The 13,772-nt window shown below is 43.6% G+C and carries 15 protein-coding genes; 8 read left to right on the forward strand and 7 right to left on the reverse strand.

The features are described 5' to 3' along the window. Positions 1-20 precede the first annotated feature (20 nt). From VIC_RS19685 to VIC_RS19700, 4 genes are all read left to right on the forward strand, one after another. Complete coding sequence (locus VIC_RS19685) at positions 21-980, forward strand: aminoglycoside phosphotransferase family protein (protein WP_006961997.1); 960 nt, start codon at positions 21-23, stop codon at positions 978-980. A 5-nt stretch (positions 981-985) separates the two neighbouring features. Beyond that, positions 986-1,450: an acyltransferase gene (locus VIC_RS19690; RefSeq protein WP_172857534.1), complete on the forward strand. Its 465-nt coding sequence runs from the start codon at positions 986-988 to the stop codon at positions 1,448-1,450. Between the two features lie 20 nt (positions 1,451-1,470). Further along, positions 1,471-2,100 (forward strand): HAD family hydrolase, encoded by a 630-nt coding sequence (locus VIC_RS19695; RefSeq protein WP_006961999.1) that lies wholly within the window; start codon positions 1,471-1,473, stop codon positions 2,098-2,100. A 128-nt stretch (positions 2,101-2,228) separates the two neighbouring features. Continuing rightward, positions 2,229-3,083 (forward strand): DMT family transporter, encoded by an 855-nt coding sequence (locus VIC_RS19700; RefSeq protein ID WP_006962000.1) that lies wholly within the window; start codon positions 2,229-2,231, stop codon positions 3,081-3,083. A gap of 337 nt (positions 3,084-3,420) precedes the next feature. On the opposite strand, the gene VIC_RS19705 is transcribed toward VIC_RS19700, so the two are convergent. Next, the gene (locus VIC_RS19705; protein ID WP_019275651.1) at positions 3,421-3,942 is read right to left on the reverse strand and encodes a hypothetical protein; all 522 of its coding nucleotides are present in this window, start codon (positions 3,940-3,942) and stop codon (positions 3,421-3,423) included. A 205-nt stretch (positions 3,943-4,147) separates the two neighbouring features. Further along, positions 4,148-5,254 (reverse strand): M20/M25/M40 family metallo-hydrolase, encoded by a 1,107-nt coding sequence (locus VIC_RS19710; protein WP_006962002.1) that lies wholly within the window; start codon positions 5,252-5,254, stop codon positions 4,148-4,150. A 481-nt stretch (positions 5,255-5,735) separates the two neighbouring features. Here VIC_RS19710 and hppD point away from each other — a divergent pair, with 481 nt between their 5' ends. From hppD to maiA, 4 genes are read left to right on the forward strand one after another with little or no spacing between them, the layout of a single operon-like run. Then, complete coding sequence (gene hppD / locus VIC_RS19715) at positions 5,736-6,809, forward strand: 4-hydroxyphenylpyruvate dioxygenase (protein ID WP_006962003.1); 1,074 nt, start codon at positions 5,736-5,738, stop codon at positions 6,807-6,809. Beyond that, positions 6,802-7,941: a homogentisate 1,2-dioxygenase gene (locus VIC_RS19720; RefSeq protein WP_019275648.1), complete on the forward strand. Its 1,140-nt coding sequence runs from the start codon at positions 6,802-6,804 to the stop codon at positions 7,939-7,941. Before hppD ends, VIC_RS19720 begins: the two co-directional genes overlap by 8 nt. A 12-nt stretch (positions 7,942-7,953) precedes the next feature. Further along, a complete protein-coding gene (locus VIC_RS19725) occupies positions 7,954-8,964 on the forward strand; it encodes a fumarylacetoacetate hydrolase family protein (RefSeq protein ID WP_006962005.1) in 1,011 nt (336 codons plus the stop codon). After that, positions 8,964-9,617: a maleylacetoacetate isomerase gene (gene maiA, locus VIC_RS19730; protein WP_006962006.1), complete on the forward strand. Its 654-nt coding sequence runs from the start codon at positions 8,964-8,966 to the stop codon at positions 9,615-9,617. Before VIC_RS19725 ends, maiA begins: the two co-directional genes overlap by 1 nt. Positions 9,618-9,695: 78 nt before the next feature. Here the strand turns inward: maiA and VIC_RS19735 are convergent, their stop codons facing one another. The 5 genes from VIC_RS19735 to VIC_RS19755 all read right to left on the reverse strand — a co-directional run bounded on the left by VIC_RS19735 (position 9,696) and on the right by VIC_RS19755 (position 13,593). Further along, a complete protein-coding gene (locus VIC_RS19735; RefSeq protein WP_006962007.1) occupies positions 9,696-9,875 on the reverse strand; it encodes a hypothetical protein in 180 nt (59 codons plus the stop codon). Positions 9,876-10,045: 170 nt separating this feature from the next. After that, on the reverse strand, positions 10,046-11,080 hold the full coding sequence (locus tag VIC_RS19740) for a tetratricopeptide repeat protein (protein WP_006962008.1): 1,035 nt from the start codon (positions 11,078-11,080) through the stop codon (positions 10,046-10,048). A gap of 112 nt (positions 11,081-11,192) precedes the next feature. Then, positions 11,193-11,861 carry an OmpA family protein gene (locus VIC_RS19745; protein WP_006962009.1) on the reverse strand — a complete coding sequence of 223 codons (669 nt, stop codon included), beginning with the start codon at positions 11,859-11,861 and terminating at the stop codon, positions 11,193-11,195. A gap of 194 nt (positions 11,862-12,055) precedes the next feature. Continuing rightward, positions 12,056-12,739 (reverse strand): DUF2786 domain-containing protein, encoded by a 684-nt coding sequence (locus VIC_RS19750; protein WP_006962010.1) that lies wholly within the window; start codon positions 12,737-12,739, stop codon positions 12,056-12,058. 170 nt (positions 12,740-12,909) lie between these two features. Then, complete coding sequence (locus VIC_RS19755; protein WP_039952345.1) at positions 12,910-13,593, reverse strand: DUF3334 family protein; 684 nt, start codon at positions 13,591-13,593, stop codon at positions 12,910-12,912. Between the last annotated feature and the right edge of the window lie 179 nt (positions 13,594-13,772).

The following is a 13,772-nucleotide window of genomic DNA, read 5'->3' on the forward strand; positions in this document are numbered from 1 at the left end:
ATTAGAGCTGAGGAGGGAGGATGTTAGATAAACAAGTTTTAAATTGCTGGGTGCAAACATCTGAGCGAGCAGAGATTCAAGAAGTGATCTCTGGCGCTGTAAATTCTACTTATAGAATTCGATCAGACGAAACATACTATCTACGCCACTTTAAACATACGAACAATCATCGAATCAAAGATGAGCTTCGTTTACTGGCAGAACTTTCCTCTTCATTGCATTTTATTGTAGAGCCTTGCTTGAATGCCGAAAATTCACCTATCACTCTATGGAAAGGAGAATGCTTTGTCCTCTATCCGGAAGCCACAGGCAGGCAAGTGTCCTCAAGCGAATTTGACTGTACTTATGCATTTAATTCGGGGGCCGCACTCGCTAATTTACACCTAGTCATGGAGACAAAGACACAGAGAAGCTTCCCTACTATTGAGCTGAGTTGGAGCCAGCAAAACTGGCTCGAAAGACTGGAACGAATCAATAGAGCGATTAATAGTATAAAAGAGCCTGAAGAGGTCGACGTTTGGGCGATGAAACGCGCTCAAGCTCAGATGGCTTACATTGCTTCTTCTCAAAGTCGGCACGAGTTTCAGCCGAAGACTAAGCGAATTTTGATTCATGGAGATTATCATCATTACAATCTCTTCTTTGATAAGAACAAACAGGTTTCGGGTATTATTGACTGGGATCTATTGCAGTACATGCCTCCTGCTTATGAAATTGCGCGTGCTTGTCAATATATGTTTCAGTTGGATGTAAACAAGTCCAAAGCTTTTATAGAGGGTTACCTAAGTAAGAAGAATTTGAGTCTAGAAGAAATTCGCGACGGCGCATTCGCATGGGGTATATACGCTGATCATCATATCTGGGCGCTTGAAGAGGTTTACTTCAAGCATAATCTTTCAGCTAAAAAGTTTATTCCTTTCAAACAGTTCGAACCTTTTCTATCACTTTGGTGTCCTATTGAAGATGCGATATTTCAGTAAGGAACTTGAGCGTGCCGAGAGTATTACAAGCCAAGGTTGTGGATGTGACGTTTGGGGACGATGTCACCATTGTTGAACCCTCCAATTTATATGGATGCACATTGAAAAACGGTGTGTTTGTCGGGCCATTTGTTGAAATACAGAAGAATACTGTTATTGGGGCACGCACTAAGATTCAATCTCACAGTTTTATTTGCGAGTACGTGAAGATTGGTGAGGATTGCTTCATTGGGCATGGTGTGATGTTCGCAAATGACTTGTTCAAAGAAGGTCAGCCTGATCCCGATCCTAATAGTTGGGGGCGAACAAACATCGGCAACCAGGTGACAGTAGGGTCAAACGCGACCATTCTTGCTGTCAACATATGTGACGGAGCCGTGATCGGTGCGCGTAGTGTCGTGACTAAAGACATCACAGAAAAGGGGATTTACGCAGGAAACCCGGCGAGGAAATTACGAGATTTACCATAAAATCAAACATGGAGTAGCGTTTGAAAAATTACGATGTTTACCTGTTCGACATGGACGGTACCTTAGTCAACTCAGAACCACTTAAAGGCCAAGCTTTAGCGCTAGCGTGCAAGGATTACGGCGCCGAAGTTGATTTTAATATCTACAAAGATGTGATGGGAGAAAGTTGGCCAGTAGTGACCGGGCATTTTTTCTCGCATGCGGACATTGCGCCGGAGTTGAAGGAGTTCAACCAGCACTTTAGAGCTCATTATGAGAGATTGCTGGATGAGAATCTGACCCTTAACCCGGGAGCAAAAGCGTATTTGGAAAATCTAAAATCAGCTGGCAAGCAGTGCGCGGTAGTCAGTTCTGCGGCCACTTGGATGGTGGATAATATTTTACAGTCCCTACAGCTCAGCGGGATGTTTGATGTGGTGATAACACAAGAACACGTAACAAAGCACAAGCCGGACCCCGAAGCCTATCAACTTGCTTTGAATAAGCTCAGTGTTTCTCCAGAGCGAACGTTAGTATTTGAAGATTCTTATGCAGGCGTTGAGGCAGGAACAGCATCAGGCTGTGATGTTATCGCGATTGCACATGACTTCAATGGTAAAAACAACCTTTCAAAAGCGCTAAAAACCATTCAGTCTTATCAAGAAATGTAGGGCTTAGTTGACGGTCCAAATGTTCTAGAGTTGCTAATACGGTCAGATTTTTCCTTTTGTTTAGCTTCCTGAAAGTATGATATAGCTATCGTTGGGCAATATGCTTGAGTGATTAAGGAATCAGTCAAATGATGATGGCTGCAATTTGGATGACAGGTGCTCTGGTCTCTTTTAGCTTGATGGCGGTTGGGGCCAGAGAATTAAGTGGCCACGTTGACACTTTTCTAGTCCTGTTTTTTCGCAGCCTGATTGGTTTGATTATTGTCTCTCTATTGATCGTTAAATCTGGGCAGTTTAGGTTGTTTCGAACGCAGCGTATGGGCCTACATACGCTGAGGAATGTCTTCCATTTTGGCGGTCAGTATGGCTGGTTTGTTGGTATCGGCTTGCTACCTTTAGCCGAAGTATTTGCAATGGAATTTACCGTTCCTTTATGGACCTTATTGATCGCTTGTTTATTTCTGGGTGAAAAGCTCAATGTCCGGAAAGTGAGTGCAATAACGTTTGGCTTCGCTGGCGTATGGATGATCGTTCAGCCCGGAACCGAGATAGTTAATCTTGCTGCCATTATCGTTTTGGGGGCGGCGATTGGTTACTCCATTGCCCATGCGACAACGAAGTCCTTATCATCAACTGAGCATCCGCTAACGATACTGTTTCTTATGTGTATGATTCAGCTTCCTATTGGCCTAGGTATGTCTCTTTCGGAGTGGCAGCTTCCGTCAGGTTGGCAATGGGTATGGATTGCGGTTGTAGGCATCACCGCGCTAACTGCCCATTTTTGTATTACGAAAGCGATGCAACATGCTGAGGCCAGCGTGGTCGTAACGATGGACTTCTTGAGGTTACCAGTCATCGCAGTAGTCGGTATTGTGCTTTACTCGGAATCGTTTGAAACTTCTCTGATACTAGGTGCTCTATTGATGTTGAGCGGGAATTTGCTAAACCTCTACTCTCCCAACAAATCCATGGTTAAGACTTAACATCTCTTCGTTCTACGAAATCCGCCTATCAGAAGATATTAGTGGTGATGGGTTGTATGACTGGAGGGTTATTTACTTTCCTTGGTATCAAAATCATGGCCCTAGAACTAGAAGAGCAGGTAAACGTACACTGCGAGTGCGGAGAGTTTTACTTATAGGCAAGCATTCGTTTAATTTTTCAAGTTTATCTGAAGGGCTATATATAATTATATCAATTAAAGATTGGGGTGAATTAATAAGTGAAACGATTGCACTGAGGATAGTTATTCATATAAAGAGCTTATATTTAAAAGGGTATTTTTATATAAGCTCACTCAAATGATGAAAATATGAACTCTTAAATAAAGGTCCCCATCTTCAATAGTTCTTCCAAATCCTCGATATTGATTTTTAATACGTGTTCTTTACCTAGTACATCGAGCTTTACAAACATAATCTCCTGTACGCTCAAACTTTTAAACAACTCAGCGTCTCTTTCTTTACTCAACCGCGTAAGCGTTGGTCTGATGTAATGCCTGTTTGTCGTAAGATCATAGAGATTCGGGTCTTCGCTGAAGCGAATTTGAATCTTGCCTGATATTGGCCGCGTAACGTAGTGACTCTTATTCAGGTTAGTCGCATAGACACGGACGAGATCTGACTTCTCACTTTTTTGGAACACCAAACATTTGTCCGAATCGAGATCTTTCAAAACCAATTCAAATGTTTTGTTATCCGGTGAAAATACATCATAGCTTTCCGCTAAGTAGTTGCTTCCAGAATGATAAATTTGTTCTGTAGTTCCTTTTTCTGAGGCTTCGGCGAGTGACAGTGATGAAAAAGCACAAGTGACGATGAGTAATGCAGTTCTTATAAACATTAATATGCAATGTATTGTTATTGAGACGGCGCAGTTTAACAATCTATATTTATGCTATCAATATTATTGACTATAAATGACTAGCGAAATAATGAAGAAATAAGTAATTAGATATTAATCGATATTGAGTTGAGTGTTATTTGAGCAAGATGGCTAATTGAAGTGAAGAGCCAGATAATATAAGCCGGCTCTAATTTAGTTATTATTAATGAGTTAGGTAATGTTTCACAAATTGTGAAATTTTTACCATATCATCGATGGCGATGAATTCTTCGGTAGTATGAACTTTTGCCATACCAGTCGAGACATTAACTGTTGTTAGACCCTTCGCGTTAAAGTTGTTTGCATCGCTGCCACCACCTGTGCCTTTGGTGTAAGGTTTGGCGCCAATAGCTTCAAATGATGCTTTAACGGACTCAATGTGTGGGTGATCATCTGCAATAACAAATGCATTGTATGCGCGGGTAGATTCAATCTCTACGCTAGCTCCATGTTGCTGGCATGTGTGCTCAAATGTCTCGATCATATGAGACACTTGTTGAGTCAGTTTGTCGTCATTTAGAGAGCGGGCTTCTGCGACGACTTTAAGTTCCGGCATAACGATATTTGTTGCGTTTCCGCCTTCCACAATACCAATGTTCGCAGTGGTTTCGCTGTCGATACGAAGCAACTTCATTTTACTTATGGCATCAGCTGCGACTTGAATGGCACTAATCCCTTCTTCAGGTGCTAGACCTGCGTGGGCTGGTTTACCTTTAATTTTCGCAATTATCTTTTGTTGGCCTGGTGCTGCGTTGACGATAGTGCCGATTGGTCCACCTGTATCAAGAACAATCGCTTTGTCTGACGTGATGTATGACATGTCAAAGTGCTGAGAACCAAACAAGCCACCTTCTTCATGAACCGTAAAGGCAAGTTCAATGGTTTTATGCGCCAATCCGTCAGACTGAATACAGCGGATAGCTTCCATGATTGCAGCGATGCCTGACTTGTCGTCACCGCCAAGAATAGTGTCGCCCTTGGAACGAATAATACCGTCTTCAATGACAGGCTCAATGCCAATACCCGGTGTGACAGTGTCCATGTGACTACTTAGAACAATGCTGCCATCAAGGCTACCTTCAAGTCGCGCGTATACGTTAAAGCCATTGGAAACTTGACGAGGTACGGGTAACTTGTGCACCGCGAGTCCCATTGCACCAAGCTGCTCTGCGAGTGTTTCAGCTATCTGCTTTTCATTGCGTGATTCACTGTCGATCTTTATAAGCTGAAAGAAATGCTCTATCAGACGTTCACGGTTTATCTCACTCATTGTTATTTGACCTTTTTGGGAACAGAGGTCGTTACCATATCCTTGCCCGTAGATTCCGATCTCTGAGTTAAATCAATAAATGAGGGGTTATATGGCTGAAATCTTGGGAGCCTAAAAGTGAGATTTTTACTATTTATACGTGTTCGGTTTATCTATTCATTCTTCAGATAAATCTGATACTTATTGCTAGGCAATGTGTTTAATTTTACCTATCAAATCGGAGTAGTGCTGGCTGGGTAAATGGTGCGCATGGGCAACGAAGTTGCTAATTGATATGTTGAATGTAAAATAAATGTTACTAATTTTTGTGATAAATTTATATTATTCAGTCTCTTAACGATTTGGCCTGGTTCTGTTACGTTTTATTTACAAAATAACTTGAAAGTACATCCAGAGCGATTTAGAGCAGCTTTATTCCCTTAGTCATCAAGTTGGTTCAAGTTAATAAGAAAGGACGTAACCAATCACTGAGGGAAGAACAATGACTCAAGTATATAACCCACTTGGAACTGATGGATTTGAATTTGTCGAGTACACCGCTGCGACAGATGAAGGGATCGGGCAATTGAAGGCGTTGTTTGTTTCTCTAGGGTTCGCGGAGATAGCCAAGCACCGTTCAAAAGAAGCGTGGTTATACCGCCAGGGAGATATCAGCTTCATCGTCAATGCTCAGCCTCATAGTCAGGCTGAAGAGTTTGCCAAAATTCATGGACCATCGGTTTGTGGCATGGCATTTCGTGTCAAAGATGCCGGTGTTGCAATGGCACATGCGATAGAAAATGGGGCAGAAGAGTATAAAACTGAAGTCGGCCCAATGGAATTGAGTATTCCTGGGGTATACGGAATCGGTGAAAGCTTACTGTATTTCGTGGATCGTTACGGAAAACAGAGCATCTATGATGTTGATTTCAATTTTTACGAAGACGCTGAAGCTCGCTTGAAGAAAGCGGACGTAGGCATGTATGAGATTGACCACCTGACTCATAACGTTAAACAGGGCAACATGGATACATGGGCTGGTTTTTATGAGCGTATTGGTAATTTCCGTGAAATCCGCTATTTCGACATAGAAGGTAAGCTGACTGGCCTAGTCAGCCGCGCGATGACGGCACCATGTGGCAAAATCCGCATCCCAATCAATGAGTCTTCAGACGACAAATCACAAATTGAAGAGTTTATCCGTGAATACAATGGCGAAGGCATCCAGCATATCGCAATGACAACGGATGATATTTATCAAACCGTACAAACGCTGCGCGACCGTGGTATGGACTTTATGCCAACGCCAGATACTTACTACGAAAAAATCGATTCGAGAGTAGAAGGCCACACGGAAGATGTTGAGAAACTAAAAGATCTGCAGATCTTGATCGATGGTGCGCCGATGAAAGATGGCATCTTACTGCAAATCTTTACTCAAACGGTAATTGGCCCAGTTTTCTTTGAAATTATTCAGCGTAAAGGTAACGAAGGTTTCGGTGAAGGTAACTTCAAAGCGCTGTTTGAATCGATTGAAGAAGATCAGATTCGTCGAGGAGTATTGAGCGATGCATAAATGGATTACATTCCCTCACCGGGAGGGAGTGTGCTCCAAGCAGGCACACGCCGACTTCCCGGAAGACGCAATTTATGAGCGCGAAGCAGGCCGAAGCGGATTCTTCGGCCCAGCGGCACACTTCCATCACCAACATGCACCAACAGGTTGGACGGAATGGGAAGGGGAGTTAAGACCTCGCGCGTTCAATTTTAATCTGGTTGAGAAAGCGGCACAGGTTTCACCATGGGTGGTGCCTAACCTTTTGCATAACAATGACTGTAAAATTCGTATCTGGCGTATGGAAGACAAGATGGATTTTCTTGTACGAAACGCCGATGGGGATGAACTGCTGTTTATCCATCAGGGTAAAGCGGATCTGTATTGCGACTACGGTCATCTAGAGGTCGGCGAAGGGGATTATGTGATGATTCCTCGCTCGACCAACTGGCGCCTAGAGCCATCTGAGCCAATGTTCATTCTTATGGTCGAGAATACCGATGCTGCTTACTCATTGCCTGAAAAAGGTATGGTTGGTAATCATGCGGTGTTTGATCCTGCCGTGTTGGAAATTCCTTCAATTGATGATCATTTCAAAGCGCAGTATTCGGAAAACCAAACTCAAGTGCAGGTGAAAAGACACGAGCAAGTGAGCGTGATTACTTATCCGTTTAACCCGCTTGATGCGATCGGGTGGCACGGTGATCTCTCTGTTGTGAAGCTTAACTGGCGTGATATTCGTCCGTTAATGTCTCACCGATACCACTTACCACCTTCAGCACATACGACGTTTGTAGGAGCAGGTTTTGTCGTTTGTACCTTCGTACCAAGACCGATTGAAAGTGACCCTGGTGCGCTGAAGGTACCGTTCTATCACAACAACGATGACTACGATGAAGTGCTTTTCTATCATGCGGGTGACTTTTTCAGCAGGGACAATATTGAAGCCGGCATGGTGACTTTCCACCCAGCAGGCTTTACACACGGCCCACACCCGAAAGCATTTAAAGCGGGTCAGCAATACAAGAAGAAATTTACTGATGAAGTTGCTGTGATGATCGATACCCGACACGCTTTAAACTTTAGCGATGAGGCTCATGCAGTAGAGAACCCAGAATACGTTTACAGTTGGAAATCACATCCAGAAGAATAAAAGGGAACAATGATGAAGTTAGCGACCCTGAAAAATGACACTCGAGACGGACAATTGGTCGTCGTCAGTAAAGATCTGACTAAATGTACGGCTGTGCCTGATATTGCCACCACTTTGCAGTCGGCGCTTGACCAATGGTCGAAAGTAGAGCCTCAACTCGCTGAGGTCTATAAAGCATTAAATGAAGGTAAACTGGTTGCCGAGATACCGTTTGAACAAAATCAGTGTGAATCCCCATTACCGCGCGCTTATCAGTGGGCCGATGGCAGTGCTTACGTTAATCACGTTGAGCTGGTGCGTAAGGCCCGAGGTGCCGAAATGCCACCGAGTTTCTGGACTGACCCACTTATGTATCAAGGGGGTTCCGATGCGTTTATCGGGCCTAGAGATGATATTCCTGTAGGCAGTGAGGAGTGGGGCATCGATTTTGAAGGTGAAGTGGCTGTGATCACCGACGATGTACCTATGGGGGCGACTGCGGAAGAAGCAGCGGGTTCGATTCGCCTACTGATGTTGGTGAATGATGTTTCACTGCGTGGGCTGATCCCGAATGAGTTGGCAAAAGGTTTCGGTTTCTTCCAATCTAAACCATCTTCTGTATTCTCTCCGGTGGCAGTGACACCAGACGAATTAGGTGATGCATGGGATGGTGGTAAAGTCACTCTGCCTCTGCTGTCTTTCTACAACGGCGAAGCATTTGGCTGCCCCAATGCAGGCGTGGATATGACGTTCGAGTTTCCTGAGCTGGTGGCGCATGCTGCGAAAACCCGCCCATTATCAGCTGGCGCTATCGTGGGCTCGGGTACGGTCTCAAATAAGCAAGGTACGGAATACGGCACATCTATTACTGAAGGCGGCGTGGGTTATTCGTGTATTGCAGAAGTGCGCATGATTGAAACTATTCGAGATGGTAAGCCTTCAACCAGCTTTATGAAGTTTGGCGACCGAATCAAAATGGAAATGAAAGACGCAACTGGTGATTCTATTTTTGGCTCTATTGACCAGAAAGTGGTGAAATACTGATGTCGGAAATGACGTTGTATGGATACTGGCGCTCATCTGCGGCTTATAGAGTTAGAATTGCGCTCAACTTGAAACAGTTGCCCTATGCGCAGAAGTCAATCCATTTGGTCAAAAATGGCGGAGAGCAACACTCCGCCCAATTCCAGTCTCTTAACGCCAGTGAACTCGTTCCAGTTCTTGTGGATGGGAACGTACGCCTTAATCAGTCACTTGCCATTATTGATTATCTTGATGAGCAATATCCTAGTCTTTTGCTCACGCCTTTGGATAAACAAAAGCGGTATGTGGTTAAAGCTCTGGCGCAGGATATAGCGGTTGATATTCATCCCATCAACAATTTGCGTGTACTGCAATATTTAACCAACGAGCTATCGGTGGAAGAGGCAGAAAAATCACAATGGTATCGCCACTGGATTGAAGTCGGATTTCATAGCTTAGAAAAGAAGCTGGCTGAGACTCATGGTGCCTATTGTGTAGGGGATGAAATTAGTTTGGTCGATGTATGTTTGGTTCCGCAAGTGTACAACGCAGAGCGATTCAATGTAGATCTGAGTCGTTACCCAATTATTCATAAAGTGACAATGTCACTAAGGCAGCACCCTGCTTTTAAGGCTGCATCCCCTGAAAATCAACCCGACGCTGTGATCAACTAATATCAGCGCCTCTTAAAACAACAAAGCCACCGTCAAACGGTGGCTGTTTCTTCTCATCTAGAAAGCAAATTGCGGCTGCTATGACTGAGAGCGGCGCTCACGTTGCTGGCTCTCTGCGATATTGAATTGGCGAACGTCCAGTTTTGCTAGGTCGTTACACTCTTTGCAAGAGTGGTGGCAGAGGCCATCAATATACTCATGTTTGGTAACCAGGCTAGGTTTTTTGCACCAGTCGCAAATACCTTCGATAGTAAACATAGATTTCTCCTCACCTTGTTTTACCAGGTGTTATTTTCGGCGCAGATTATGACATACATGCGGAATGTAAGTTAACTATTTGTTACGTGAACTGGGAGAGAGATCGATTGCGCAAGTGAGTAAAAATAAGACCTTTGAGCGTTTTAAACTCAATGTGTTTTAATTTGTAACTATCTATTAACACTGGTAAGGATGATCTTTAACGCACTATTAAGGCGTTTCATTTCTTCATCACTGCCTTTTAAATCTGGATGGTAAATCTTACACAACTGCTTATATCTGACTTTTATTTCTTTTTCAGCAGGAATTGCGCCGACTTTGAATCCAAATAGAGCACAAGCCAGAGAAAGCTTTTGTTCTGATGCTGAAGGTTCAGCATGACGTCTTTGAGGGCTAGGGCTTTGAGCAGACTGAATTTTCTTAAACTGTTTGTACAATGTTTCCAGTTGCTTTTTCTGTTGCTTCAACAAGTTATTTTTGTCTTTTAGCTGAGACTCCAATTGACGCTTTTCTGAAGATAGACCTTTATGCGAGAGTGTTGAATGTGCTTTCAGCTTACTCACTTTTCGGCCTAACCAGATCGCTAAAATAAAAAGTATTGTCGAAACCCCAATCAAAGAATAGATGATGTCGTTACTGCGCTTGCTAGAGCTGGATTTGCTCTTAGCGATTGGACTTAGTTGAATACTGGAATCATCAAAAGCGACTTCTAACTGACCAATTGAGGATACTTGCTTCGCTCTCTGAGCGTTGAACTTCTTCTCCAACACTCTTGCATAAGCTTGCTCTGCTTCTTCACTTTGTGGCGAAGCTGTGCGATACCAGACTTCTGCCAAATCTAGTGTTTCTGGTGAGTGAGGCATGCTTTCATACACTTTGCCAAGATTTAACTGAGCCTGTACGTTACCTGCTACCGCGAGTTGCGTCAGCCAGTAAATCGCTTCTTTAGTGTTCTTATTGTCACCCTGAAGGTGAAGAGAGGCTAATTGGGTGATGGCTTCAGTACTGCCATTGTTAGCGGCTTGCTCGAACCAGTAAATAGCGTCACCTCGTGAAGGTGGTGTTTCTTCACCATTGAGGTATTGATTGGCTAGTTGGACCTGTGCTTCTATGTCGTCATTCTGAGCTTTAGCGGTTAAAGCTTCAATCGACTCTGCCAAACTGAGAGGGGACAATAACAACAATAAAAGGCTGATAAATTTCAAGATATTCCTTAGTCCATTAAAACTGGCTTACCTGCACTATAGTGTAATGTATTATCTGATAAATAAAAAATGGCTTCCTGAGAAGCCATTTTCATCGAGAAAATTACGGATGTTATTTGAGAGGTAGTATCTTGATCTCGACTCTTCGGTTGCAAGCACGACCTTCTGAGGTGTTGTTCGTGCACAGAGGGAAACGTTCGCCATTACCACGTGCGATGGCGCGTCCGGAAGCAACACCCTGAGAGATAAGATAGGAGCGCACGGACTCGGCTCTACGTTCAGATAACACTTGATTAGTGGTATCACTGCCAGTGCTGTCTGTATGTCCTTCAATGACCAAGCTAGTATCAGGGTATTCGACCAGAATTTTCGCCACGCCACGCAAGGTGTTATGAATGCTTGGGTCTAAGTTGTATGAGCCGGTTTGAAAGCCAATGCCATTTTCCATACGAAGCATTAGCTGATTTTCACCAACACGCTCCACTTGCACGCCAGAGTCTAACAACTCTTTTCTTAGCGCAGCCTCTTGTTGATCGAAGTAGTAACCTACGCCGCCTCCAACAGCGGCACCGCCAGCTGCACCTATTAAAGCGTGTTGACGACGCTCAGTTGCATCATCGCCTGTTGCTAATCCCACCGCTGCACCTGCTAGAGCACCGAGTAAGGCACCTTTGGTTACTGAGTTTGTTTCTGATTCACCAGTAGTTGCATTTTGGCGTTGAGTTGCCTGACAGCCGGAAAGGGCAATAGCGACGGCTAGCGCTAAAGTCATTTTTTTCACGAAAACATCTCCATGTATTCTTAGTATTCGTTTGTTCGCAAGGAATGAAGCAAAGAAGCGAACTTTTGCGGGAACAGAATTAACTATTTGTTGTTACTTATGTCAATTGAGGAGATATTAATTGACTGAATATTAACGCTGGCTGAACGTAAGTGATGGAAATTCAGCCAGGTTATGGGAAGTGGGATAAGAAATTAGCGGAGCATTTTAGGGGCTTGTGCGCCATCAATAGGGCGGCTTACTGATACTGAGCGGCCTTTTTTAAGACCGACTTCGTAATCTTCAGTCAGGTTTTTCATCGCTTCTCTCAGTTGCTTCTTGAACGTTTCACGGTCAATATTCTTAAACTCTTTATCGATGTAGTCGTCGATTTTCTTGTTTGAATCGTCATCTGGGCTAATGATGGGCAGTTTTTCCAATGCACCCTCAACCCAACCAGAAACAAACGAATTGACCCGCCGAGAAACTTCACCCGTCGAAGTCCCCGTCCCCGCAAAGCTATTGCGGAATTTACCTGTTTGCTCATTCAGTTCACGATAAATGATATCGAATGCGAACGCTGCGAAAATTGCACGATCCGCCTCACCGATGAACTCGGCGCGTTTCAAGCCTTTGTGGTTGGTCAGCACAGCCTCAACACCAAACTTAGTGTTGATACCCCGAATGATGCGAAGCAAGGTCGAGCTGACGTTAGATGGCAGTAAGTGTGTCGATTTAGTTTTGCCCATTTTGATGAATTCAATATCATCTTTGTCTAAGCCGTACTTAAGCATGAGGCGGTGCGCCATTTTGATCGCATTCGCCGCTTCATTAACGTTGGCTGAGTTACCAAGTTCTAGACACTTAGCAATTTTTTTGAGGGCTTTTTGTTTATCCATCGACAACAGAAAATCTCACTGATTTTTACGAAGTCGACCATTTTAACGCTTCTGACATTAAAACGAAACTCTTGACTGGTCCGCTTGGAAGATTTGTTTCGAAACAAAGCATTAACAAACGTAAAAAAGCCGCTGTTATTCAGCGGCTTATTGAATAGGAGAGAACTGGCTTAGATACCTAGTTCATCGAGTAGATCGCTGCCATTTGGATCCGCTTCTTCTTTAGGCGATTCTTTCTTTGACGTCAGCTTTTTCTGAGCTTGTTCAAGAATTGAATCTGGGCTCTCATCTTCGTGTGATTCGAATTCCTCTAACTGAATAAACTCAGTTTTGTCCATTGCTAGCTCAAGGTAGAAAATATTGCCGTTCTCTGTTGAGAAGGTAACTCGACGTGCCTGTGGGCGATCTAAGTTGGTGTCTACCGACAAGATCACTTGTTTGTTCAGCGTTAACATCTTCGGCTGATTCTGAGTGATGTGCGTTTGAAGATCTTTTCTAACTTGGTTGGTAAAGTCACCAACTAGCTGGTTCATTAGCTCACCAAGAACATCACCCACCTCATCTGAAGTGTGTAGGACGGCTAATTCCTCTTCCGGCATGCCCATATTACGCATGTAGTTCGTATAAATCTCTAAAGCAGCTTTTGATGTGAAGTTGATAACAACCAGTCCTGAAAAGCCACCGTCAAACAATACAAAGCAGCCAAAATCAGGTTTCAGGCTGGTCTTAGTGATTTTTTGCACCATCGCTGAATAGCTAATATCGGAGCTTGTTGCTGAAGTCAGCACGCCAGACACAGATTGGCAAAGCTTTAATAGAATATCTTCTGTGGTGATAATTTTATTTTTTTTCATTGATGATTCGCTCATAAAAAGGCACTTACTAATCTAGGTATAATTACTAAGTGTGGGTAAGAATTGCGATTAGTGCCATTCTGACATTGCAATTCTGTTTTATTCACCCTTTCAAATGTTGTAAAGTGACGAAAATCAAAAAAATATTACTTATTGTATTGAACCCAATGCTGAATAGG

The organism is Vibrio coralliilyticus ATCC BAA-450 (assembly GCF_000176135.1).
GTDB classification, from domain to species: domain Bacteria; phylum Pseudomonadota; class Gammaproteobacteria; order Enterobacterales; family Vibrionaceae; genus Vibrio; species Vibrio coralliilyticus.

Excerpts from the sequence above, each read along its gene's own strand:
- VIC_RS19755 (WP_039952345.1), bottom strand. The coding sequence starts at position 13,593 with ATGAAAAAAAATAAAATTATCACCACAGAAGATATTCTATTAAAGCTT.
- VIC_RS19700 (WP_006962000.1), top strand. The coding sequence starts at position 2,229 with ATGATGATGGCTGCAATTTGGATGACAGGTGCTCTGGTCTCTTTTAGC.
- VIC_RS19705 (WP_019275651.1), bottom strand. The coding sequence starts at position 3,942 with ATGTTTATAAGAACTGCATTACTCATCGTCACTTGTGCTTTTTCATCA.
- VIC_RS19725 (WP_006962005.1), top strand. The coding sequence starts at position 7,954 with ATGAAGTTAGCGACCCTGAAAAATGACACTCGAGACGGACAATTGGTC.
- hppD (WP_006962003.1), top strand. The coding sequence starts at position 5,736 with ATGACTCAAGTATATAACCCACTTGGAACTGATGGATTTGAATTTGTC.
- VIC_RS19685 (WP_006961997.1), top strand. The coding sequence starts at position 21 with ATGTTAGATAAACAAGTTTTAAATTGCTGGGTGCAAACATCTGAGCGA.
- VIC_RS19735 (WP_006962007.1), bottom strand. The coding sequence starts at position 9,875 with ATGTTTACTATCGAAGGTATTTGCGACTGGTGCAAAAAACCTAGCCTG.
- VIC_RS19720 (WP_019275648.1), top strand. The coding sequence starts at position 6,802 with ATGCATAAATGGATTACATTCCCTCACCGGGAGGGAGTGTGCTCCAAG.
- VIC_RS19710 (WP_006962002.1), bottom strand. The coding sequence starts at position 5,254 with ATGAGTGAGATAAACCGTGAACGTCTGATAGAGCATTTCTTTCAGCTT.
- VIC_RS19750 (WP_006962010.1), bottom strand. The coding sequence starts at position 12,739 with ATGGATAAACAAAAAGCCCTCAAAAAAATTGCTAAGTGTCTAGAACTT.
- maiA (WP_006962006.1), top strand. The coding sequence starts at position 8,964 with ATGTCGGAAATGACGTTGTATGGATACTGGCGCTCATCTGCGGCTTAT.